This window comes from Bartonella sp. CM86QHHN (assembly GCF_042194695.1).
Classification (GTDB): Bacteria; Pseudomonadota; Alphaproteobacteria; order Rhizobiales; family Rhizobiaceae; genus Bartonella.
Map to the genome: position 1 here is coordinate 79,406 of NZ_JBHIND010000045.1, position 25,173 is coordinate 104,578.

General features: G+C 38.1%; 21 protein-coding genes. 7 read left to right on the top strand and 14 right to left on the bottom strand.

Annotated features, from left to right (window positions below; all coding sequences use genetic code 11):
• The first annotated feature begins 101 nt into the window (after positions 1–101).
• From thrC to ACFIKX_RS03720, 3 genes are all read left to right on the top strand, one after another.
• Complete coding sequence (thrC, locus tag ACFIKX_RS03710; RefSeq protein ID WP_375628298.1) at positions 102–1,499, top strand: threonine synthase; 1,398 nt, start codon at positions 102–104, stop codon at positions 1,497–1,499.
• An 83-nt stretch (positions 1,500–1,582) separates the two neighbouring features.
• Positions 1,583–2,857, top strand: coding sequence for a M16 family metallopeptidase (locus ACFIKX_RS03715; protein WP_375611135.1), 1,275 nt, complete (start codon positions 1,583–1,585; stop codon positions 2,855–2,857).
• Positions 2,858–3,255: 398 nt separating this feature from the next.
• A complete protein-coding gene (locus ACFIKX_RS03720) occupies positions 3,256–6,141 on the top strand; it encodes an EAL domain-containing protein (protein WP_375628300.1) in 2,886 nt (961 codons plus the stop codon).
• A 42-nt stretch (positions 6,142–6,183) separates the two neighbouring features.
• Here ACFIKX_RS03720 and ACFIKX_RS03725 read toward each other — a convergent pair whose 3' ends face one another.
• Complete coding sequence (locus ACFIKX_RS03725; protein ID WP_375613019.1) at positions 6,184–6,768, bottom strand: YqgE/AlgH family protein; 585 nt, start codon at positions 6,766–6,768, stop codon at positions 6,184–6,186.
• 71 nt (positions 6,769–6,839) lie between these two features.
• On the opposite strand from ACFIKX_RS03725, the gene ACFIKX_RS03730 reads away from it, so the two are divergent.
• On the top strand, positions 6,840–7,718 hold the full coding sequence (locus tag ACFIKX_RS03730; RefSeq protein WP_375628302.1) for a protein-disulfide reductase DsbD domain-containing protein: 879 nt from the start codon (positions 6,840–6,842) through the stop codon (positions 7,716–7,718).
• A 26-nt stretch (positions 7,719–7,744) separates the two neighbouring features.
• Here ACFIKX_RS03730 and rnhA read toward each other — a convergent pair whose 3' ends face one another.
• From rnhA to cyoE, 4 genes are all read right to left on the bottom strand, one after another.
• On the bottom strand, positions 7,745–8,212 hold the full coding sequence (gene rnhA / locus ACFIKX_RS03735; protein WP_375613021.1) for a ribonuclease HI: 468 nt from the start codon (positions 8,210–8,212) through the stop codon (positions 7,745–7,747).
• A gap of 5 nt (positions 8,213–8,217) precedes the next feature.
• Entirely contained in the window at positions 8,218–9,177 is a 960-nt protein-coding gene (locus ACFIKX_RS03740) for a homoserine kinase (RefSeq protein ID WP_375613022.1), read from the bottom strand.
• On the bottom strand, positions 9,177–10,232 hold the full coding sequence (gene ispH, locus ACFIKX_RS03745) for a 4-hydroxy-3-methylbut-2-enyl diphosphate reductase (RefSeq protein WP_375628305.1): 1,056 nt from the start codon (positions 10,230–10,232) through the stop codon (positions 9,177–9,179). The genes ACFIKX_RS03740 and ispH overlap by 1 nt, the downstream gene beginning before the upstream one ends.
• A 182-nt stretch (positions 10,233–10,414) precedes the next feature.
• On the bottom strand, positions 10,415–11,350 hold the full coding sequence (cyoE, locus tag ACFIKX_RS03750; RefSeq protein WP_375613023.1) for a heme o synthase: 936 nt from the start codon (positions 11,348–11,350) through the stop codon (positions 10,415–10,417).
• Between the two features lie 344 nt (positions 11,351–11,694).
• Here cyoE and ACFIKX_RS03755 point away from each other — a divergent pair, with 344 nt between their 5' ends.
• Both ACFIKX_RS03755 and tldD read left to right on the top strand, forming a co-directional pair.
• Positions 11,695–12,234 carry an invasion associated locus B family protein gene (locus ACFIKX_RS03755; protein WP_375628307.1) on the top strand — a complete coding sequence of 180 codons (540 nt, stop codon included), beginning with the start codon at positions 11,695–11,697 and terminating at the stop codon, positions 12,232–12,234.
• A 110-nt stretch (positions 12,235–12,344) separates the two neighbouring features.
• Positions 12,345–13,769 carry a metalloprotease TldD gene (tldD, locus tag ACFIKX_RS03760; RefSeq protein WP_375661211.1) on the top strand — a complete coding sequence of 475 codons (1,425 nt, stop codon included), beginning with the start codon at positions 12,345–12,347 and terminating at the stop codon, positions 13,767–13,769.
• A gap of 557 nt (positions 13,770–14,326) precedes the next feature.
• Here the strand turns inward: tldD and ACFIKX_RS03765 are convergent.
• The 8 genes from ACFIKX_RS03765 to ACFIKX_RS03800 all read right to left on the bottom strand — a co-directional run bounded on the left by ACFIKX_RS03765 (position 14,327) and on the right by ACFIKX_RS03800 (position 22,953).
• Complete coding sequence (locus tag ACFIKX_RS03765; RefSeq protein WP_375628309.1) at positions 14,327–15,580, bottom strand: class I SAM-dependent RNA methyltransferase; 1,254 nt, start codon at positions 15,578–15,580, stop codon at positions 14,327–14,329.
• Entirely contained in the window at positions 15,577–16,320 is a 744-nt protein-coding gene (locus ACFIKX_RS03770; protein ID WP_375613026.1) for a TlyA family RNA methyltransferase, read from the bottom strand. The genes ACFIKX_RS03765 and ACFIKX_RS03770 overlap by 4 nt, the downstream gene beginning before the upstream one ends.
• A gap of 16 nt (positions 16,321–16,336) precedes the next feature.
• Positions 16,337–18,244: a 1-deoxy-D-xylulose-5-phosphate synthase gene (gene dxs, locus ACFIKX_RS03775; protein ID WP_375628312.1), complete on the bottom strand. Its 1,908-nt coding sequence runs from the start codon at positions 18,242–18,244 to the stop codon at positions 16,337–16,339.
• A 240-nt stretch (positions 18,245–18,484) separates the two neighbouring features.
• Complete coding sequence (locus tag ACFIKX_RS03780; RefSeq protein WP_375611123.1) at positions 18,485–18,739, bottom strand: exodeoxyribonuclease VII small subunit; 255 nt, start codon at positions 18,737–18,739, stop codon at positions 18,485–18,487.
• 7 nt (positions 18,740–18,746) lie between these two features.
• Positions 18,747–19,850: a 3,4-dihydroxy-2-butanone-4-phosphate synthase gene (ribB, locus tag ACFIKX_RS03785; RefSeq protein ID WP_375628314.1), complete on the bottom strand. Its 1,104-nt coding sequence runs from the start codon at positions 19,848–19,850 to the stop codon at positions 18,747–18,749.
• A gap of 15 nt (positions 19,851–19,865) precedes the next feature.
• Positions 19,866–20,954, bottom strand: a complete 1,089-nt coding sequence (gene aroC, locus ACFIKX_RS03790; protein ID WP_375613029.1) for a chorismate synthase — start codon at positions 20,952–20,954, stop codon at positions 19,866–19,868.
• A gap of 147 nt (positions 20,955–21,101) precedes the next feature.
• Positions 21,102–21,920: an enoyl-ACP reductase FabI gene (fabI, locus tag ACFIKX_RS03795; protein WP_273787904.1), complete on the bottom strand. Its 819-nt coding sequence runs from the start codon at positions 21,918–21,920 to the stop codon at positions 21,102–21,104.
• Between the two features lie 127 nt (positions 21,921–22,047).
• On the bottom strand, positions 22,048–22,953 hold the full coding sequence (locus ACFIKX_RS03800; protein WP_375628316.1) for a DnaJ C-terminal domain-containing protein: 906 nt from the start codon (positions 22,951–22,953) through the stop codon (positions 22,048–22,050).
• A gap of 326 nt (positions 22,954–23,279) precedes the next feature.
• On the opposite strand from ACFIKX_RS03800, the gene pdxH reads away from it, so the two are divergent.
• Positions 23,280–23,903 (top strand): pyridoxamine 5'-phosphate oxidase, encoded by a 624-nt coding sequence (gene pdxH / locus ACFIKX_RS03805; protein WP_375628318.1) that lies wholly within the window; start codon positions 23,280–23,282, stop codon positions 23,901–23,903.
• A gap of 238 nt (positions 23,904–24,141) precedes the next feature.
• On the opposite strand, the gene ubiA is transcribed toward pdxH, so the two are convergent.
• Entirely contained in the window at positions 24,142–25,146 is a 1,005-nt protein-coding gene (gene ubiA, locus ACFIKX_RS03810) for a 4-hydroxybenzoate octaprenyltransferase (RefSeq protein ID WP_375628320.1), read from the bottom strand.
• Between the last annotated feature and the right edge of the window lie 27 nt (positions 25,147–25,173).

The following is a 25,173-nucleotide window of genomic DNA, read 5'->3' on the forward strand; positions in this document are numbered from 1 at the left end:
AGAAGAAAAGAAGCTCTATCCATTTAATAATTTAAATATTATGAAAAACGTGAAATAAATAACTTCATCAATTTGCCAGAAATAAAAAAAGGATAAGACTTATGGAATATATCAGCACGAGAGGTGAAGCTCCTGCTTTAAGCTTTACGGAAACAATCATGACAGGGTTGGCAAGTGATGGGGGACTTTATTTGCCAGATAAATTTCCTCAGCTATCATTTGATGCGTTACGAGCACTTCGTGGTCAGTCCTATACAACAATTGCTAAAACTATTCTGTGGCCCTTTGTGAATAACGAAATCGAATATACAGCTTTTGAAAATATGATCGCTGAATCTTATGCAACCTTTCACCATCCAGCAATCTGTCCGTTACGACAAACTGGAGCAGATGAATTTATCCTTGAACTCTTTCATGGTCCTACTTTAGCTTTTAAAGATGTAGCAATGCAGTTTCTTTCTCGACTGATGGATTATGTTTTGACTGAAAAAAATAGATGTGCAACGATTATTGCTGCAACATCAGGTGATACAGGAGGAGCTGCAATACAGGCTTTTGCTGGAAAAGAACACTCAGATATTTTTATTTTATTTCCTAAAGGACGTGTATCGCCTGTTCAACAACGGCAAATGACAACCAATCATTGTTCCAATGTTCATGCCATTGCCATTGAAGGAAATTTTGATGATTGCCAAGCTCTTGTCAAAGCAATGTTTAATGACCACAATTTTCGTAAAAAAAGAGCACTTTCAGGTGTTAATTCTATAAATTGGGCGCGTATCATGGCGCAAATTGTTTACTATTTTTCATCTGCACTTTCTTTAGGAGCACCTGATAGAGCTGTTTCATTTACTGTTCCTACTGGAAATTTTGGTGATATTTTTGCAGGTTATGTCGCAGCCCGTATGGGATTACCCATTGCTCAACTGGTCATCGCAACGAATGATAACGACATCCTTGTACGTACATTGACCAGTGGTACTTACAAAACACAACCAATAGTCCATACAACATCACCTTCTATGGATATTCAGGTCTCTTCTAATTTTGAACGTTTGCTCTTTGAAAGTGGCAATCGTGATCCAATGTGGATTCGCAATGCAATGGAAAACTTGAAAAAAACGGGTCTCTTTACTCTTGATGAAAAGCAACTCAAAAATATTCGTTCCCTATTTTCCGCTGGAAAAAGCAACATGGCTGCAACAGCTCAAACAATTGATAGTGTCTACAAGGAAAGTGGCTATCTTGTTGATCCACATACAGCGGTCGCTCTTCAAGTAGCGCGTGAAAACAAAAAATCGCATATTCCAATGATCGTTCTTGCCACGGCTCATCCAGCTAAATTTCCTGATACTATTAAAAGCGCTTGTGGCCTTCATGCTCCATGTCCATCTCATCTCAATGATGTAATGAAACACGAAGAACATTTTATAAATCTTGCTAATGATGAAAAAATAGTAAAAGATTATATTTCTTTAAAATCGCGTGCATCTTATTAAAGTTAGCTGCATTAATTTAAATCAAGAATATTCTGATACCCTTACAATGAGGTATTTAGCTTATTTAATGGAGTTGTAAATACATGGATGTAGATATATGTCGCCTTAGTAATGGTTTGACTATCGCCACACATACAATGCAACAAATTGATAGTGTTGCCCTCGGAATATGGGTTAAAGTGGGCTCACGCAATGAAACCTCCACACAGCATGGTATTGCTCATCTTCTTGAGCATATGGCTTTTAAAGGAACCGAAAACCGTACTGCTTTTCAAATTGCAACCGATATTGAAGATGTTGGCGGTGAAATCAATGCTACAACCAGTATTGAAACAACAGCTTACTTTGCACGTGTTCTTAAAAGCGATATCCCACTTGCTATAGATATTTTAGCCGATATTTTAATGCATTCAAAATTTGACGACGATGAACTAGAACGAGAAAAACAAGTAATCTTTCAGGAAATTGGTGCTGCCCATGACACTCCTGATGATATTGTTTTTGATCACTTTACAGAAACAGCCTTTCGTCATCAATCCCTTGGACGCTCTATTTTAGGAACAGCTAAAACTATTCAATCATTTACATCTACTGATCTCCATGATTTCATCAATAAACAATATAGTGCAGATCGTATGATTGTCGTTGCTGCAGGAGCTGTAAAGCACGAAAGTTTCTTGCGAGAAGTTGAAAGTCGTCTTGGTACTTTTCGCTCCCATTCAACCGCACCTCTTACTAATCTTGCAAATTATGTCGGTGGCGACTTTCGTGAATATCGCGATTTAATGGATACACAAGTTGTTCTAGGGTTTGAAGGACGTGCTTATCACGCGCGTGATTTTTATGCAGCCCAAATTCTTTCTATCATTCTTGGTGGTGGTATGTCTTCACGTCTTTTTCAAGAGGTAAGAGAGAAACGTGGATTATGCTATTCTATTTATGCTTTTCATTGGGGATTTTCAGATACTGGGCTTTTTGGTGTTCACGCAGCTACCGGACAAGAAGGGCTCAAAGAACTTATTCCTGTGATTCTTGATGAACTTTCCAAGGTCAGCAAAAATATTCACGCCAACGAACTGCAACGAGCACAAACGCAATATCGTGCAAATCTGACAATGTCACAGGAAAATCCCTCTAGTCAAGCACATCTCATTGCTCGCCAAATACTCCTTTATGGTCGACCAATTCCAATATCGGAAACAATTGAACGCCTCAATCTCATCACTCCTAAAAGATTAACTGATTTAGCACATCGTCTTTTTACAAACTCCACTCCAACACTAACTGCTGTCGGACCTGTAGGACCCCTTATAAATTTTGATGATTTAACGTCAACTCTTTCATACAAGCTAAAGTAAAAACTTCTTTTCAATGCAACATCACAATAACGTCACATATTTTATCATAAAATTTACCACAAAAGCTCTCCTCATTAAATAAGTTTTGGAAATATTGGGCAAATAGGCGTACAAAACTACCCAATTCATACTTCATGTGATAAAGATTCTAATAAGTGAAGGTATATCCGTGAAATCTGAAAATTCATGGTTTAACTTTGCCCTTTTAAAATATAAAACTTCATTCGCTTCAGGTTCCATTGAAGCAAATGGGTGTGTGGTCTATTTGTATATAAAATCACATAACTTAAGAAAAAGAGATAACAATTTATTATGTAAATAAATTATAAAAGGTGGACGTTTTTTCTCAAAAGTCGAAATGAAAATTAAACATCCTAAAATATTGAGAGTGGGACATTGTGAAGAGTTTGCGTAAAATAATTGACATCATTTTCATTGTAGTCGTTAGTTCTTTTGTCCATCTTACATCAGCACAAGCAATTGAACCAGTTAAAATTTCTTCTCAAGATGCTGCTCTTGATCTCTCAAAAGCAATTGAAATTCACCATACAAACAACTCTATTTTTCAAACAAGTACAGCACCAGGACCAGATGGTATTGTATGGCGTATTGAAGTGCAGGCAAAAAATGAAAAATTTTCCGGAAATTGGGCAGTTTTTTCTCTTGCAAATCCAACAGATGAACAAATTGATCGTCTCATCGTTGCCCCCCATTACCGCATGGCACGTTCTGGATTTTTTTGGCCAGACCTTGGATCATCAAGGATTCAATCCATAACGCCAAGCGAAGGTTTTTCCCTCGATCGTCAACTTAGTGCAAACTCTGATATCTTTCGTATTACCCTTAACCCTGGTGCTGTTATTACATTTGTGGCCGAACTTAACTCTGCAAATCTACCGCAAATCTATTTATGGCAACCTGAAGCTTATAAAGATGCAATTAATTCTTATACGCTTTATCATGGTATTCTTCTTGGGATATCAGGTCTCTTAGCGCTTTTGTTAACTGTTCTCTTCGTCGTCCGTGGAACAGGGCTGTTTCCTGCAACAGCGGCAGTTGCTTGGGCTGTGCTTTTTTATATTGGTATTGACTTCAACTTTTTAAATAAATTCTTTGCAGTTACACTCACAACCCAACCAATCTGGCGTGCTGGTACAGAAGTAGCACTTACTGCTACACTCTTCATTTTTCTTTTTACCTATCTCAGCCTTAACCGCTGGCATTATCATTTTAGTTACGGTGCTATCGCTTGGACCATTGCGTTTTGCAGTCTAGGAGCCTTTGCTATTTATGATCCCATCAGAGCAGCTGGAATTGCGCGTTTGTCTTTTGGCCTTACCGCTGTGCTTGGTATAATATTAATCATCTATTTCTCAATCAGAAGCTATGACCGCGCCATTATGCTTATTCCAACATGGTTGCTCATTAGCTTTTGGTGTGTTGGAGCCTATGCCTGCATAGCTGGACATTTAAACAATGATATTATCCAGCCAGCATTAGCGGGAGGATTAGTGCTCATTGTTCTTCTCATTAGCTTTACTGTCCTGCAACAAACTTTTTCTAATGACGCTTTCCATGAAGGAATATTTTCCGACCTTGAACAACAAGTACTCGCAGCAAAGGGAGCTGGAAATATTATTTGGGATTGGAATATTGAGCGTGACCGTATTGTTGTACATCCAAACATGGCAACCCTTTTTGGTACTGAAATTCATAACCTCAATGGACCTATGCGCAACTGGATTTCAGCCTTGCACCATGATGATCGTGAACGCTTTCAAGCCGTATTGGATATCATTCTTAAAAATAAAAAAGGGCGCATTGATCAAATTTTTCGGCTTTCTTCCGGTGGTGGTTATTATCATTGGTTTTCTCTTCGTGCACGTCCGGCTATGCAAAAAGATGGAAAAATCACACGTGTCATTGGAACCATTGTCAATATTACTAACCATAAAAAATCCGAAGAACGCTTATTGCATGATGCAATCCACGACAGCTTAACCGGACTTCCTAACCAACAAATTTTCTTTGATAGACTACAAAATTATACCTCTTTAGCGAAAGCAAATATCAAAATTAGACCAACCGTCTTTATGATTGATTTTGATAATTTTCGCCAAATTAATCGCAAATTAGGTATCGCTGTTGGGGATACTGTACTTCTTATAATTGCACGTCGTTTAAATCGTCTCATTAATTTTCAAGATACCTTATCGCGCCTTTCTGCAGACCGCTTTGCAATTATTTTACTCAGTGAAACAGAACCACAAAAAATTGCAGCATTTGCAGATCATTTGCACAAAACAATTTCAGCACCTATTTCACTTTCAGAAAATAAAATAATCCTTTCAACCTCTATCGGATTGGTTACATGGAGTGAAAGCCGATCGACGGCTAAAGATATTTTTAATGATAGTGAGTTAGCGATGATTCGCGCAAAACAAATGGGTGGGAACCATATTGAACCTTTTCGTCCTAATTTTCGCACTTTGGGTCTCGAACATAATACTCTGGAGAAAGATGTCCATTATGCCATAAAACGTAATGAGATGAAAATCCTCTACCATCCTATTCTTAATTTATCAGACGGACATATTATTGGTTTTGAAACAATTGTAGAATGGCATCATCCCACTTATGGAAATTTAAATGTCTCTGATTTCATAAAAATCGTAGAAAATGAACAAATTGTTATGGATTTGTCACAATTTATCATCGATAATGCCATTATTGATCTTATAAATGTACAAGAAAAGTTTTCCCAACAATCTTTCTTTATTTCAATTAATTTACCAAGCGCAGAAATGATTCATCCTCGTTTTATCAGTCAATTGCGTGCCGCTTTGCTTCGCCATCCGCTCCACAAAGGGCGTCTGATGATTGAAATATCTGAATTTGTCTTAAGAAATAATCCTGAACAATCAGCGCACTTTCTTGAACAAATTAAAACACTTGGAATGAATCTCGCACTCGATAATTTTGGAACAGGTTATTCGTCTCTGACCTATCTCGTACGTTATCCATTTGATATGGTTAAACTTGATCGTTCACTTATCTCAATCGACTCTCTTAAGAAGAAAATTGTTCTAAAGTCTATCATTAATATGGCAACAGATCTTAATTTGCAAATTATCGCAGAAGGTGTTGAAAATGAAAAAGAAGCAATCTTCCTCCGTCAAGAAGGCTGTAAATATGTTCAAAGTACACTTGTGACGAAACCGATTGCCATAGAAGAATTAATTACGCTCGTTCAGAGCCATTTCCCTTATAAAATAAAAACATAAGGGATAAAATAACGTGTAAAGTTAAAAAGCTTAGAAAAAACTCTACGCGTGTCCCATTTCAGAAGCAAGATAAGTTGGATCGATACCCATGCGTGTTAAACTTTTATCATACTTGCAGCTTAAATCGCTTTCAAAAAGAAAACTAGGTGATGTAGAACTGATTAGCCAACCATTTGTAGAAATTTCTGCCTCAAGTTGCCCCGCTTTCCATCCAGCATAGCCTAATGCGACCAGTGCATGTTGCGGACCTTGTTCGCAACTGATCGCTTTTAATATATCAATTGTCGCAGTAAAACAGATCTTATCCGCAATAAAAACAGTTTCTTCACAAGCATAATCATCTGAATGAAGGACAAAACCACGCGAAGGATCAACAGGACCACCATAGCGAACTGGAAACTGTTTTATTGGTTCAGAAAGACTTTTTTTTTGGCCACTGTCTATGATTCCTAAGTGAAGCAAAAGCTCTGGAAAATCAATGTGATGCAATTGATTGAGAATGATGCCCATCGCACCGGCATCAGAATGCGCACAAATATAAATAACAGAACGAATAAAGCGTTTGTCATTCATCCCAGGCATTGCTATGAGTAATTGTCCACCTAAAAAGCCATTACACCGCTTCATTAATCTGTTATTCTCCATAATTGACATGATAAAAATTTGTTCATTTAGCACACTAGGAAAATAAAACTCCAATGAAAAAAAGTTATATATTTACAAATTTACAAAATATCGCAACTTTCTTTTATAAAAAGCTTTTAGTTACTTTAAGCTTAACATTCATAGTTTTAGAATTACTTAACATTCCTGTAAATGCTCAAACAGAACAAAAACTCCAGCTTTTCGCAACATCTTGGTATGAATCAGATGGTGGTCGTATCCGATTAGCGATCACTGAACCTTCTCTTTCTGGAATAAGAGAAGGCATTATTGAAATTGAGCTTAAACCAGGATGGAAAACTTACTGGCGTAATCCAGGTAATTCTGGCATGGCACCATTTTTTAATTTCAACCAACAGATTTCTTATGAAATCTTTTATCCTACTCCACAGCTTTTTGAAACAGAAAATGATTGGTCATTAGGTTATAAAGATAAAGTAATATTGCCCTTCAATCTTTCTGGTTCAAGCAAAAATTTAAGTGGTGCTTTCACTCTTGGATTATGTCACAAAATCTGTCTTCCATTTACTGTTAACTTTGATTTTTCGCCATCTGCTCTTAAAAATAAACAGCTTCCTGCTTCCTTCTTAAAAAAGGCGCAAAATTCTTTGCCCCGCATGACGCAGAATGCACTAAAAATAAGTGCTGAAAAAAATAATAGTACCCTTCTTATAAAAATACAAAATAACAACAAAACCACTCCTTCCTCTCTCTTTTTAGATGGAGGAGAAATGCAAATTGGAGCAGCAAGAAAAGTCAGTGATAACGCAGAATATACACTCTTCAGTGCTCCACTCTATTTCACACCAGAAGAAATAAACCAAAAAATTTTTTATACAGTTGCTTTTAAAGATCACGCCTTAAGTGGAACATTCATATTCCATACGCAGCCAACCCCTCTTGCGTCTCCGTGATAAAAGAAAAAGCTCTCAAAAAGCAATTATGCTGGAAAACGTCCATTTTCACGATATTGAGTAATTGCTTTGCGAGCAAGGGCATCTGCGCGTTCATTTTCTGGATGTCCCGCATGCCCTTTTACCCAGTGCCATCTAACTGTATGACAAGAACTAGCATCCTCAAGAGCTTGCCATAGCTCCATATTTTTAACAGGATTTTTTGATGCAGTGCGCCAATTATTCTTTTTCCAATCTTCAATCCACTTAGATATACCGTTACGTACATAAACTGAGTCTGTATAAAGATCGACCAAACAGGGCTCTTTAAGCGCCTTTAATGCACAAATTGCCGCCATGAGTTCCATTTGATTGTTTGTCGTATGGATCTTACCGCCATAAAGCTCCCGTTCATGACCATTCCAGCGTAAAATTGCTCCCCATCCTCCAACTCCAGGATTCCCTGAGCAAGCACCATCTGTATAAATTTCAACGACTTTTTGTTGAGTTGCCATAAAATTTAAAAACCTAATTCACTTAGCGAATTTACATTACTGAAAAAACAAAGCTTGTGCCAATACTCCCATGGATCTTTCTTAATAACAAAGCTATTAGGCGGTGTATTAAACCAATCATATAGACGTGTGAGTAAGAAACGTAGAGATGCACCACGAGCTAATAAGACCATCTTGTCCAATTCTAAAGGGATCAATGGTCTTATTTTTTGATAATTTTCCAATAACTTACGTGCTTTGGTAAGATTATAGGAATGATCAGGCTCAAAGCACCAAGCATTTAAACAGATCGCTAAATCATAAGCAAAAAAGTCATTACAAGCAAAATAGAAATCTATCATCCCAGAAAGACGATGATTCACAAAAAAAACGTTATCATTAAATAAATCTGCATGAATAATGCCTATTGGTAAATTACATGGCCAATTTTCCTGTAAAAAAGCCAATTCCAACTCAATTTTTTGTCCAAATTCTTTTAACAATGCATCTTCTTTGGTTTGACAACGTTGCCACAATACCTTCCAATCCATAACAGAAAGAGTATTTTTACGACTGAGTGTAAAATCCTGTCCTGCTAAATGTAATTGTGCTAACCCCGTCCCCACTTCGCCACAATGATCTATATTGGGCTGGCGGATCCACTCTCCTTCCAGAAAAGTAATAATAGCAGCAGGACGTCCTGCTAGTTCACAGATCATCATTCCATCATTTTGAATAACAGGTTGAGGACAAGGAATTCCACGCTGTCCTAAATGCTGCATCAAGCGACAAAAAAAAGGTAAATCATCTTTTGAAATACGCTTTTCATAAAGTGTTAAAATAAATCGCCCTTGTGTTGTCTCTAACATAAAATTAGAATTTTCAATCCCCTCTTCTATACCTTGATAAGACAAAAGTGATCCTATTGCATAACGTGTTAAAAACACTTTTAAATCATTTGGGTGAATATCTGTATAAACGGCCATTATTCTGCTTTCGTTGTAGACATGTCTGTATTCTGATTTTCATTTTTTGCATTATTTGCTTGACCATTAACGAAAGCCATATCTTGAGACGTTAAAATGACGTCGCGTAATTCGCGACTCACTAAAAATTTTTCCGTTTCTACCACTGTTTCAGCTAATTCTATTGTGACATCATAACGCTCACGAAATGCTGAAATAATTTCATCAATAATAATTTCAGGAGCCGAAGCCCCTGCTGAAAGACTGACTATAGAAAGAGATTTTAGGTTTTCAAAATTAATTTCATCAGCGCGCTGAACTAAAATAGCTTGCCGCGCACCAGACTTTTCGGCAACCTCTACTAAACGTCGTGAATTAGAAGAGTTTGGTGCTCCAACAATCAAAAACAAATCACTCCCCTTTGCCGCTGCTTTAACCGCATCTTGTCGATTCGTTGTAGCATAGCAAATTGATTCAGCCGCTGGTGCTGCTAATGTAGGAAAACGTTGTTGTAATATATCGATAATTCCTGCAGTATCTTCAACAGAAAGCGTTGTTTGTGTAACAAATCCTAATTTATCTGGATCATTGGGTTGATAATGCAAAGCATCTTCTATCGTTTCAATAAGCGTCACAACCCCTTCTTCAAGCTGTCCCATTGTCCCTATCACCTCAGGATGACCAGCATGACCAATCAATATAACATGACGACCATGACGTTGATGTCGTATCGCTTGTTTATGAACTTTCGAGACCAACGGACATGTTGCGTCGAGATAAAACAAATTATAGTATCGTGCTTCTTCTGAAACAGATTTTGGTACACCATGAGCAGAAAAAACAACTGGTTGATTGCGATGTTCTTCTGGAATCTCATTAAGTTCTTCGACAAAAACAGCACCCCGTTGCTGTAATCCCTCAACTACGTAGCGGTTGTGTACAATTTCATGACGAACATATACTGGAACACCATATTTTTTTAATGCAAGCAGAACAATCTGGATAGCACGATCAACCCCTGCACAAAATCCACGTGGACCACAAAGACGTATCGCTAAAGGGGGAAGTCCAGACATAAATCATCCTTAATCTCTATAGTTTTAGCTATATATTCAAACAACCTATTATTATACATGAATAAGCAATGTAAAAAAACGTGCAATATCATCTTTTGCATAAGAACACACTCTATCGTGTTTTCTTACAGCATTTTCTTGAAGAAAAGCTCTTTTAAAATTTGCTCTTTCATTTTACGCAACTAAAGAGCGATAAAATACCAAACAAGAGATTCAATCAAAAGAATTCCAAAGATAGCTGCCAAATAAAGTAACGAAAAGAAAAACGTTTTTTTGGCCATCAAAATAGTTTCATTATGTGTATCAGCTTTCCATAAACGATAGGCAAAATAAATAAAGATAATGCTTAAAATTGTTGAAAAAATACCATAAAAAATTCCGCCAAGACCAGTAAAGCAAGGAGCAGCAGCACACAATGCCATCAAAACAGTATAAAATAAAATCTGTTTTTTTGTTGAATGTTCACCTCGTACATTAGGCATCATAGGGATACCTGCAGCCTCATAATCAAGAGATGAAAATAAAGAAAGAGCCCAAAAGTGAGGGGGGGTCCACATAAAAATGATTAAAAATAATAAAAAGCTATCAATACTCACTGTCCCTGTTGTCACGGCCCATCCAATCATTGGTGGAAAAGCCCCAGAAGCACCACCAATAACAATATTTTGTGGTGTGATACGCTTTAACCAAATTGTATAGATAACGACATAAAAGAAAATCGTAAACGCAAGAAAAAATGCCGCAAACCAATTAATGAAGCTCCCCATAACCAATACCGAGAGCATAGAAAGAACCATGCCAAAAATAAATGCCTTTTGGGAGCTGATTTTACCCATGGGAATAGGACGCTTTTTAGTCCGTTCCATCACAGCATCAATGTCAGCATCATACCACATGTTCAGTGCTCCCGCACCACCGCCACCAGCAGCAATACATAAAATTGCTAAAAAACCATACCACGGATTGATAGGAACAGGCGATACAAGCAAACCAACCAGAGCCGTAAAGACCACAAGAGACATAACACGTGGCTTTAATAATGTGATGTAATCACCAATACCGGATTTTGGTGGCGTTGATTTACCATTCACAACCGATAACTCTTCTGAAACTGACATTCCACTCAAAGCCCTTTTCCATTTCTGTCATTCACAAATCCAATATTATCTGACAAATATTATCTAGCGTATGGAAATGACCCATTAAGACCAATCGTATTTTTGAGAAAATATGAAATATCTCTTTCGCACGTATCCCCTAAAAGTAAATGGAAATATTGGCAATAAAAATACATTTTTTCAATCAACGTTCTCTCCACATTACAAATGTATCATAAAAATATATCATATGAATTAATATATTTGGGTAAATACTGATTTTGTGTTATGGTTTTTTATGGGGAATTCATTTTTTTATGTAAATCTATGCATGGTTGTGGGTGTTGAGTCGGATAGGATTTTCTGTGATACTTTATAAATTACTCAAAAAAACTTTTTTTATTGGTGCTGTTCTTTACACGCTTTATAGTAGTTTTATCAGTCATGCATTTGCACAAACACCCTATGCACAAGATGTCCCTGCTCCGCAAACCTATGGTGCATGGACAAAAGTGTGTTCTCTACCACCAGGTACACCTAACATACAGTGTGAAGTTGTACAAAACGTTCACACACAAGGGCGTCAAGATATTACCTTGCGCGTTACATTTTATAAACTTCCTCAAAAGCAAGGTGCTTTGATGCGTGTTTTTGTTCCGATTCGCGTTGAATTACGTCCTGGCGTTGGAATTAAAATTGACGATAAAAATATGGGCAGAATGGAATATCGTCGTTGTCTTGGTGATAATTGTGTTGCTGAAGCCTTTCTTAAAGAAGACATATTGCAGCTCTTTTTAAAAGGAAAAATGGCAACCTATTTTATCTTTACAACTCCGGAACAAGGGATTGGAGGTTTTGTTGACCTTCATGGTCTTGGCGACGCCTATGCAACCTTACCGACATGAATGAAATCAATACATTTTAAACAATCAAAATCTCATCGTATATTTTGAAAGATTCTTAAAATTAGATTGATAAAAATCTTCTGAGCCCCCATAAAAATAGGATAATTCTTATGAAATCGCTGATTGATCATTTTGATATTGCTTCCTCTAAAGTGCAATCACTTATACAGGAAACACTTCATCATGCTGATGATGGTGAGCTTTACCTTGAGTACACAGAAAGCGAAGCTCTTTTATTTGATAATGGACAGCTTAAAAACGGCTCATTTCATCAAGATATGGGATTTGGACTACGCGTTGTTGCTGGAGAGGCTACTGGATATGCTCACTCTAGTGTGTTATCAGCTGCTGCACTCAAACGTGCCAGTGAAGCTGCTAAAGCTGTTACCTATAATAATCATGCAGGGACTTATAGCATAGCACCTCAACAAACAAACAAAAGGCTTTATCAACCGCATAATCCCCTTGATGCTCCATCATTTGAAGAAAAAAGTGCTCTTTTGCAAAAAATTGATGCCTATTTACGTGCTAAAAATGATAAATTGCATCAGGTGACTGTTTCTCTTTCCGGCTCGCTACAACATGTTGAAATTTTACGTGCAGATGGTTATTTGGTTCGTGATATTCGTCCCCTTGTGCGACTTTCTATATCTGTGGTCGCAGCTGAAGGCAATCGTCGTGAAAATGGTTTTTATGGATGTGGAGGGAGACAAGCATTTAACCAATTTATTCATGAAGACAATTGGAAAAAAGCCGCGGATGAAGCCTTACGTATGGCTTTAACAAATTTAGAAGCAGAAGCAGCACCTGCTGGATCTTTTGATGTTGTCTTAGCTAACGGATGGCCTGGTGTTATGCTCCATGAAGCCGTAGGTCATGGTTTAGAAGGTGACTTTAACCGTAAAAAAACATCGGCTTTTGCTGGACTTTTAGGACAACAAGTTGCAGCAAAAGGTGTTACAGTTGTTGATGATGGAACAATTCCACAATGCCGTGGCTCTCTCACTGTCGATGATGAGGGAACCCCTTCAGGATATAACGTTCTCATTGAAGATGGAAAACTCGTTGGTTTTATGCAAGACAGACTTAATGCACGGCTTATGGGAGGTAAATCAACTGGAAATGGACGGCGTGAATCTTATGCTTATGCACCAATGCCACGAATGACCAATACAATCATGCTAGGAGGAGATAAAACACCTGAAGAAATCCTTTCTTCACTTAAAAGTGGTATCTATGCTGTTTCATTTGGTGGAGGACAAGTTGATATTACTTCCGGAAAATTCGTCTTTGAATGTACTGAAGCATACCGAGTAGAAAATGGCAAAATTTGTGCACCAATCAAAGGTGCAACTCTTATTGGAAATGGACCGGATGCTATGAAACGTATCACAATGATTGGTAATGATAGTAAACTAGATAATGGTATTGGTATGTGCGGAAAAGCAGGGCAAAATGTCCCTGTTGGTGTTGGTCAACCTCATCTTCGAATCAATAATATGACAATCGGTGGAACTGCGCTTATAGAGGAATAAGCTTGCTCATTCCTTCCCAGTATTGCCTCCTTCTCGTCTATTATGACCATTTTGTGAGGGGGAGATTACAATGAATTGATTTATAAAGATAATCTAGCGTTATTCATATTGTATTAGAACCTTGAATACCGCAAGATTCTCTCATTTTAAATCTGTGTCTGTTGGATCAATCAAAATCATTCGTTTATACGTTACAGGCGGGGAGAGTTATATGGATAAAACTGTACAAGAAAAGACTAAAGATTCCTCTTATGGGCCGTCTCAAGTACCAAGAGTTTTAAGAAACATTAGGGGATGGCAAATATAACGACGGCACAGGCTTATTCAGACACATCTTTTTCGTAAGATATTAGTCTTTTGTGTGTTTTTTTTGTGTGGGGTAACTTGTCTTTTATATTTCATAATAAAAAAGCTTAAAAGAAAAAAGCACTTTCTACATTCAGTGCTCTTAGCTCAACGAGAAAAAGGTTATTATTATAGATAAATTTTGGAGAAATTTTATAATAATACACAGGTCAACTTTTAAAAAATCTTCATAGTATTAAAAAACTTTCAGGCTAAAGTTTCCAACCTTTCTTTTTTTTCTTTTTGCTCAAAACAGCAACAACTTCGACATGTGGTGACCATAAAAATTGATCAATCGGTATGATTTTTTCTACTGTATACCCCCCTGCAACAAGAAGAGATAAATCACGAGCAAATGTAGTAGGATTACAAGAAATTGCCACAACACGTGATACTGTTGTCTTCGCTAATTCACGTACTTGTTGCTCTGCACCAGCACGGGGAGGATCAAAAACAACACTCTCAAAACATTCAAGTTCCTTTACAGAAAGGGGATGTCGGAAAAGATCACGTTTTTCACAAGTGACCGTTTTTAAACCAGTCGAAAAACGTGCTGCTGTATTTAGATTTCTTAATGCATCTTCATTATTTTCTACTGCATGAACATTCATCTTTTTTGCCATACGCAAGGTAAATGTTCCTACCCCTGAAAACAAATCAACAGCATTCTTTGCTTTTTTTAAATGAGTCAAAATAATATTGCCCATTATATTTTCAGCTTCACAAGTTGCTTGCAGAAAACCACCAGAAGGAAATTCAACACGGACATCTCCAAAGTAAATCTCTGGTTTTTCTCGTTCAACCAAAACTTCACCGTCAACAGATAAACGTATAATCCCATATGAAAGAGCAGCACTGATCATTCTCTGACGAAGTGATTCATGGTGTACAATGCAACCGCTTAAAGCAACATCTAAACCATTTTCAACACATGTTATCGTAACATGAAACCGTTTGGCAGAGCTCTTTAGAAAAGCACAGAGCTCTCTGATATTATGCAACTGAGAAATAAGCTCTGGACGGCTTACTGGGCATTCCTCAAGAGCTACAATCTCATGAGAGAGATAACGGTTAAAACCAACTTTTTGCCCCTGTGGGGTCATGGATGCTGTTAGAGTAATCCGCCGTCGGCTATAAGGTTTACATTCTATTAAAGGCGCAACAACATTATTAAGTCCATACTTTTTAAGCGCCTCAACAACCAATTGTTGTTTCCATACGCGATAAGCATCCATATGCCAATGCTGAAGAGTACACCCTCCACATTCTCCAAAATGCTGACAAAGAGTATCAATGCGTTCTGATGATTTTTCTTTTAATGTTATATATGTTGCATATTTTCCATGAACAGTAATTTCAGCACACTCTCCTGGTAAAGTAAAAGGAACAGAAACGAAGCCGTGAGACGTCTTAGCAATACCATAACCATTTGCTCCGATATGATCGATTATGACATTGTCATTCACTCTTGTTTTTCTCCGAATAGTAAATATTCCACGTTGCCATCACCACCTGTAATAGGGGAAGAAATTAAACCTTTTGCACTCCACCCTGTTTGTGTATTTAACCAAACAAAAAGCGCCTCAGCAGTTTCCTTAGCACTTGATGGACTTAATATTCCTCCCTTACTAAAGTGTTTACGACCAACCTCAAACTGAGGCTTTACCAGTAAAACAGCTTGGGCACCCTTCTTGGCTAAAGACAACACGGGAGGCAACGCAAGTTTGAGCGAAATAAAGCTAACATCTGAAACGATAAGATCAATTTCTCGCCCACCTAAATGTTCCTGTTTAAAATCTCTGACATTCAAGCCTTCTAATAACGTTATAGCACTGTTGCCCAATAAACGTTTATCAAATTGATGATGCCCAACATCAACGGCAATGACATGATCTGCTCCACGCTCTAAGAGAACTTGCGTAAAACCACCTGTTGATGCACCAACATCAATGGCTGTCACTTTGTCCGTTACAATTGGAAATGCATCAAGTGCAGCAATCAATTTTAACGCTGCCCGAGAAACATAATTCTGCGCTGGATCACAAACGGTAATCTCTGCATCATCAAAAACGATTTGCCCAGCTTTAAAAACGATTTCTCCGTTAACTTTAACAGTTTGGCGCATAATTGCATCACGTGCGCGTGAACGTGTCGTAAAAAAGTTTTTTTCAACTAAAAAAATATCGAGTCTTTTTCTGGAAGCCATCTCATACTCGAATTTTCTATCCTGTTCGAATCTCGCGTCCCAAAACAGCAAAAACCGTGTTTAAAATACCCATAGCGTCAAGTCCGACACGTGAAAGAATTTTTTCTGGTGAACCATGATTCAAATATTCATCAGGAAATTTTAGTGTACGAACTTTCAAACCATGCTCTAAGAGCCCTTCTTGCGCTAAAAATTGTAATATGTGCGCTCCAAATCCACCGATTGCCCCTTCTTCAATTGTCACCAATACCTCATGCTCACGTGCCAAACGACGCATCAAATCTTTATCTAAAGGTTTTGCAAACCGTGCATCTGCAACCGTTGTAGACAATTCTTCAGCCTCCAACGCATCAGCAGCTTGCAACACTTCTGACATCCGCGTTCCAAAACAAACCAAAGCGATTCTATTTCCTTCACGCAGAACGCGCCCTTTTCCAATTTCTAATAACTCACCACGTTGCGGTAAATCTATACCAATCCCCTCACCACGCGGATAACGAAAAGAAATTGGTCCCTGATCATAAGCTGCAGCTGTACGCACCATATGCATCAGTTCAAGCTCATCAGAAGGTGCCATAACAACAAACTCAGGAAGAGTGGCCAAAAAAACAATATCAAAACTTCCAGCATGTGTTGCACCATCTGCCCCCACAAAACCTGCTCGGTCAATAGCAAAACGTACCGGTAATTTTTGAATTGATACATCATGAATAATTTGATCATAAGCACGCTGTAAAAAAGTAGAATAAATTGCAACAAAAGGCTTATACCCTTCACAAGCAAGTCCTGCCGCAAAAGTTACGGCATGTTGCTCAGCGATACCAACATCAAACATTTTTTCAGGAAATTTTTCCGCAAAAGAATCAAGGCCTGTCCCTGTTGGCATCGCTGCTGTTATGCCAACAATCTTATCATCATGGCGAGCTTCTTCTATTAAAGCTTTAGAAAATACCTTGGTATAGGGTAGAATATTACTTGATGCTTTTACCTGTTTTCCTGTCGTGACATCAAAACGATTAACACCATGATATTTATCAGACGAGGCCTCTGCAGGTGGATATCCCTTTCCCTTATGGGTTACAACATGCACCAAAACAGGACCATTAGGATATTCACGAACATTTTTAAAAACAGGCAATAAATGCCCCAAATTGTGCCCATCTATGGGTCCAACATAATAAAAGCCAAGCTCATCAAATAAAGTTCCCCCAACCAAAAGGCCACGCGCAAATTCCTCTGAACGACGAGCTTTATCCAAAAAAAACTTTGGCAATTTTTCGCTCAACATCTTTACGCGTTCACGCAAATGACGATAAGAAGGACGAGACACTAATCGTGCAAGATGTGCACTCATAGCACCTGTAGGTGGTGCTATAGACATATCGTTATCATTAAGAACAACAATCAAGCGTGCATTCAAAGCACCAGCGTTGTTCATGGCTTCATAAGCCATGCCCGCAGACATTGCACCATCACCAATGACAGTTATGATATTGCGTCTTGTCTCTGCTTTCAAAGCACTTGCCACTGCCATACCAAGCCCCGCTGAAATAGAAGTAGACGAATGCCCCGCTCCAAATGGATCATACACACTTTCTGAACGTTTTGTAAAACCAGATAATCCGCCCTCCTGACGTAATGTGCGAATTTTTTCTCTACGCCCCGTTAAAATCTTGTGTGGATAGGTTTGATGACCAACATCCCAAATAATCCTATCCTCTGGTGTATTAAAAATATAATGTAATGCAACAGTGAGCTCAACAACACCAAGTCCCGCCCCAAGATGACCACCTGTTACAGAAACCGCATCAATTGTTGCGGTCCGCAACTCATCAGCCAACTGTACCAAATCAGACTCAGGTAATGCCCGCAAATCTTGCGGAAAACAAACACGGTCAAGCAATGGTGTTAAGACCTGAGACAAAAAAAATCCTTCCTATTATCTTAACTCAAGAAAACACAATGATAAAAATATATCTTCTCTACTCTTTTATTTACAGTTTTGCATCTTTTTTACTGAAAATGCTCTTTTCTATTTGAGATGAGCTATAATTTCCTCATTTTTAACTTATTTTATAAAAAAGAAATCAATAAAACTTTCTGTTTATAAACTAAGGTTATTGCTTCTCTTAAGTCCCACAATAAATATCCAAAAAGATTTAAATTATTTAGCATCAAGTGGTTCCACTCCTTCTGGAAAACCTTCTTCTGAAAGCTGGATTTTTTCAACTTTAGCTTCAGCAACTCTTAAGAGTTTTTCACAATGCTTTTTAAGCGCTTCACCGCGTTCATAAATATCAATGGATTGTTCCAAAGGCACATCGCCACGTTCCAAATTTTCGACAATAACTTCAAGTTGCTTAAGCGCTTGCTCAAAGCTTAAGGTCGTAATATCCCCCTCTTGTATCTCTTTTTTCATATGAACCTCAAAAAATATCTGTTCTGGATATACGAACTCCAAAACCTTCCAAACCTACATAATGATGCTCTTTAGAAGCATAAACAATAACAGAGCCTATTCCTAAATATTTTAAAATTTGTGATCCTAAACCAATTTTGCGCCATTCTTCTTCGCGTGCAATCGCCTGCACACGGTTTTCTGAACTGTTTCTTGTCATGTTTTGAATACCAACAGTTGATTGTATAACAGATCCTTCACGCAAATAAATAAATACGCCACGTTTTTCTTTTTCCATCATACGCCGCATCATCACCATAATATCTGAAGTTTGACAAAAAACGTCACTTATAATGTTTTCATGATGTAAATGCACAGGAATATTCTCACCCTCACGGACATCACCAAAAACAATTGCAATATGCTGAACGACTTCCCAAGGGAGTTGATAACTTTGAACAATAGCGGGACCTACGAATGTTTCAATAGGCATTTCTCCAACATGCTTGATCAATATTTCCTTACGTTGGCGGTAAGCAATTAAATCTGCAACCGTTATAATATGCAACCGATGTTCTTGCGCAAATTTCATAATCTGATCGCCATGTTTAACGCTTCCATCATCATTAACTAACTCACCGATAACACCAACCGGCGGCAAATTAGCTAATTTACATAAATCAACAGCGGCCTCCGTGTGACCTGAACGCATGAGCACTCCCCCTTCATGCGCAATTAAAGGAAAAACATGCCCTGGACGAACAAAATCATCCGCACTTGCATTTGAATTCGCAAGATTACGTACAGCTAATGTACGGTCATGTGCTGAGATCCCTGTTGTTATGCCGTGTTTAAAATCAACAGTAACCGTAAATTGCGTCCCATGTGCAGAGTTATTATCTGGTACCATAGGAGAAAGATTAAACCGTTTTGCTTCTTTTTTTGGCATAGGTGTGCACACAATACCTGTTGTGTGACGAAGAATAAACGCCATCTTTTCTTCTGTACAATGCGCTGCAGCAACAGTTAAATCACCCTCATTTTCACGGTCATCATCATCTGTCACCACAACAATTTCACCGCGTTCAAAAGCTTTAAGTGCAGAAACAATTTTTTTTTCATCATACGCCATTGTTCACCTTTTCAATCACCCAACTTGACCGCGATGTCTTAGATAATGGTCAGCAATAGCACAAGCAACCATCGCTTCACCAACAGGAACGGCACGAATCCCAACACATGGATCATGACGTCCCTTTGTTATAACGTCTATATCATGACCATCAACATCAATGGAACGACGAGGTGTTAAAATTGATGAAGTAGGCTTTACAGCAAAACGCGCAACAATTGGCTGTCCACTCGATATTCCCCCTAAAATACCTCCCGCATGATTTGATAAAAAAAGCGGTTTTCCATCATTTCCCATTCGCATTTCATCCGCATTTTCTTCTCCCCTCAAGCGGGCTGCCGCAAAACCATCACCAATTTCCACACCTTTTACCGCATTAATCGACATAAGTAACGAGGCAATATCTTGATCAAGCTTTGCGTAAATAGGGGCTCCTAAACCTGCCGGAACATTTTCTGCAACGATCTCAACAACCGCACCAACAGATGTCCCCTCTTTACGGAGTTTACTGATATAGTCACTAAAAATTTGAACCATCTCTGCATCAGCTGTAAAAAAAGGATTATTATCGACCTCTGACCAATCCCAACGATCACGATTAATATTATGAGGACCAATTGCTATCACTGCTCCTCGTACAATCAAACCAGGAACGATTTTACGAGCAAATGCACCTGCTGCAACACGTGCTGCCGTCTCCCGTGCCGAAGCACGTCCCCCGCCTCGAAAATCACGAATGCCATATTTAATATCATAAGTATAATCCGCATGTCCTGGACGATACTGATGAGCAATTGCTCCATAATCTTGAGAGCGTTGATCTGTGTTTCGAATCAACAGAGAAATTGGTGTACCTGTTGTCACCAATGTCGTTCCATCGTCTTGAACAACAACTCCTGAAAGGACCTCTACTTCATCTGGTTCTCGGCGCTGCGTTGTGTATTTTGATTGTCCTGGCTTGCGTTTATCAAGATAAGCTTGAACTTCTGCAAGAGTAAAAATAATTCCAGGTGGACAACCATCAATGACACAACCAAGAGCAGCACCATGACTTTCACCCCATGTTGTTACACGAAACAAATGACCAAATGTATTATGCGACATGAAAAAAGATCCATTTCTCTGTCAAATATATACAACGATAACGTATGTTGTGTGCTATACACAAAACAGCTCTTTTCTCCCAAATACTCTTGGACACCTTAAATTTGGCCAAATTACTGCTGTCTAATAAAATCTTATAACCAAACTTTATTCTTTAACGACAGAAATGTCTGGTGCATCAACTGCTTTCATACCTATGATATTATAACCCGAATCGACATGATGGACTTCACCGGTAACAGAACGAGACAAATCTGAAAGAAAATAAAGCGCAGAATCACCAACCTCTTCAATTGTTACCGTACGACGTAATGGAGCATTATATTCATTCCATTTTAAAATATAACGAAAATCACCAATACCAGAAGCCGCTAACGTTTTAATTGGTCCAGCAGATATAGCATTAACACGAATATTTTGGGGACCTAAATCTACCGCTAAATATTTCACGCTCGCTTCAAGAGCGGCTTTGGCAACCCCCATTACATTATAATTGGGAACAACCTTTTCTGCACCATAATAGGTTAGTGTCAAGATTGAACCACCATCTGGCATCAATTTTTCTGCACGCTTCGTTAGAGCTGTTAGGGAATAAACGGAAATATTCATGGTCATCATAAAATTTGATTCGCTGATATCAATATAACGACCACTTAATTCATCTTTATCAGAAAAACCAATAGCATGAACTAAAAAATCAAGTTTTCCCCATTTCTTCTCTATTTCTCTAAAGACCGTATCAATAGAGACACTGTCAGAAACATCACAATGTCCACAAACAAATCCCTTTAATTCTTCAGCCAAAGGCTCGACACGCTTTTTCATTGCTTCACCCTGATAGGTAAAAGCAAGCTCTGCCCCTGCGCTACTTGCCGCTTTAGCGATTCCCCAAGCGATGGAGCGATTATTGGCCAACCCCAAAATTAAACCACGCTTACCGTACAATAAACCATTACCCTTAGCCATCAGCACTGCCCCATTGTTACTTAAAATTAGTATTATTCACCTGCCTATGACACAGGTCAACTTTTTCTTCAAGCAATTGGTTTAAAATCAAACAAAAACTACGCTTTTATATATAAAATTTTTAAAATTAATCTTGTTGCATTTGCAAAAACTGTTCTAGTGCGGCGGCATTTTCATCTCCCGGCAACATAATGCGAACATGCACATAAAGATCATCTCTTGTACCATTTTTTAAACGAAGCCCTTTCCCTTTCAACCGTAAAACGCGATCAGAACTTGACCACGCAGGAATCGTTAAAACCACACGCCCCTCCAACGTCTCAACTTCTTCTTTTGCTCCCAAAACAGCATGTTTAAGAGAAACTGGTAAATCAAGATGGAGTGCTCTTCCTTCAACCCGAAAACGAGGATGTTTTTGAATCTGAATGGTTATTAACGCATCTCCTGCTTGCCCGTGAGGTACCGCTTCTCCCTGACCTTTTAAACGAATAACCTGTCCGTCTTCAATATAATCTGGAAGTTTAATTTTTAACTTTTTCCCATTTGGAAAAACAGCCTCCACCTTTTCTGCGCCAACCATCTGCTCTAATGTTATGGCAAGATTAGCACGAACATGTGCTCCTTGTTGGGGACGGTTATAGTGTGTGGAATTCGAAAAGCTACCACCTCCTCCAAACAGATCCCGAAAAATATCACTCGTATCAAAACCTGCACCACCTGAAGAGGAAAAATCAAATCCCTTTGCTCCTCCTGAAAAGGGATTTTGTTTATTGCTAAAATTTTCACCAGCACCATAGGCTTGATAAAGCGGTTTTCCTTCCATATCAATTTCACCGCGGTCAAATTGTGCCTTTTTATCTTTATCACCTATAATTTCATAGGCTTGATTAATTTCAGCAAATTTCTCTTTAGCCTTTGTATCATCTTTATTATGGTCTGGATGATATTTCTTCGCTAATCTTCTAAATGCCGATTTAATCTCTTGCGATTTTGCGGTACGTGCCACACCCAAAATCGTGTAGGGATCACGCATATTGCCCTCTTTTCAATTTCTTCGTTTTCAAAATATCAACTGATACGTTGTTCAATATCCCTTATAGCTTCATCAGTCTATTCTAAAGAATAATTTCTTCTTTTCTCTTTATATGTCTATCAATAAACTAAAATACCAGATAAAATGAGATATTTATTTAATATAGCTCCTTGTAGTCTATGCTAAAGTAAAAAATAATTAAACTACCATAGAAATACACGATAGCATTGGCTTTTTGAAAATAAGAAAAAATGGTACTGTGACTTCTTGATGATAAAGTAAATGAGAAAATGCCTCACCCATGCTCACTGATATTTGGAGAAACTATGAGCAAAAAAATACCAACAGATGATCATTTTATGCAAATGCAAAAACCTTTTGAACTTTTCGCAAAGTGGCTTGAAGAGGCAACGATAAGTGAAATAAATGATCCGAATGCTATGGCATTAGCAACAGTTGACGAAACAGGACTCCCTAATGTTCGTATGGTTCTCCTCAAAGACTACAGTCCCCAAGGATTCGTCTTCTATACCAATTATGAAAGCTGTAAAGGACAAGAAATTTTAAAATCAATGAAAGCATCCTTAGGTTTTCATTGGAAATCACTCCGTCGTCAAGTCAGAATTAGAGGAATCGTTGAAAAAGTAAGTCAACAGGAAGCCGATGCCTATTTCCAATCGCGACCACGTGGTAGTCGAATTGGTGCATGGGCCTCTAAACAATCTCAACCTTTAGACAATCGTTTTGTGCTCGAAAAAGCAATTGCTCAATATACTGCGCGTTATGCTCTAGGCAATATTCCACGACCACCTTATTGGTCTGGGTTTCGTGTTAAACCCCTTTCTATAGAGTTCTGGTGCGATCGCCCATTTCGTTTACATGATCGTTTGCTTTTTACACGGGATTGTGTTGAACACAGCGATTGGAAAAGACAAAAACTTTATCCCTAATCCTTCAAACTTCATCGTTATGAAGATTTTTTCTTCGCAACAATTAAACAAATATTTTTTATTCGAAAAATTCTAAAAGAAGATGATTTATTTTATTTGAATAGAAGAATTTTATTTTCACTGTAAAGGTTAATTGGTGATATTTTCTACTGTATTGCTTAAAAATAGATTAGCAACAAGCTTATTAAAAAAAAACATACTGTATTCAGTAGAAACTATGATTTTAGCTAACTTATTTTTAGACCGCAGGATAAAATATCATCCATATACCCCCACATACTAAACCAGCAAAAATCACAAAACCAATAAGCGAATTAGATTTGAAAAGCCTGAGGCATTGTGAACTGTCATCTATATCAATGACTTTAATTTGAATAAACATATGGATACTTGCCACAAAAATCCCCAAAAAACTAAGAACAGGAACTCCAGCTAAATAAAATGCTAGACTAACGAACATCACAAAACCACCATACAAAAATACTAAAGCACGCTTGGTTGCTTTACCAAAAAGAAGAGCCGTAGAACGGACACCAACAGTAATGTCATCTTCTTTATCTTGATGTGCGTAGATTGTATCATATCCTATGGTCCACAAAATTGATCCCACATAAAGCAAGATTGGTGCCCAGCTTAAACTTCCAAAGACAACAGCCCACCCCATTAATGCCCCCCAATTAAATGCAACGCCTAAAAAAAACTGCGGCCAATATGTTACGCGTTTCATAAAAGGATAAAATGCAACAGCTATCAATGACGAAATACCTAGAAAAAAACTAAACCTATTAAATTGTGATAAAACGACTAAACCAACAAAACATTGCACAAGGATAAAAACTCTCGCTTGAAACCGACTCACATGACCTGTTGGCAATGGGCGAGAACGTGTCCTTTCTACCTGAGCATCAATTTTATGGTCAATAAGATCATTCCAAGTACATCCTGCCCCTCGCATAGCAATAGACCCCAGAAAAAAAAGAAAAAGATACCAAACCCAATGAAGAAACATTGATAAAAGAGTATCGTAATGCATGTTATAAGAGAAAAAAGCCATTGTTGTTGACCAAAAACAAGGCCACATCAACAATTGCCAACCGATAGGTCGATCCCAACGCGCCAATTGCGCATAAAACCATAAAGAACGGGGAAGGAAGCTGTAGACCCATTGTTTGGAAGATGCATCCATAACCCGTCCTTGGCTATCATAGGACTGAACATGCGCGATATTTTTATTTTTTTTCATCAAATGATTTACCTTTGGTCTTGCGAT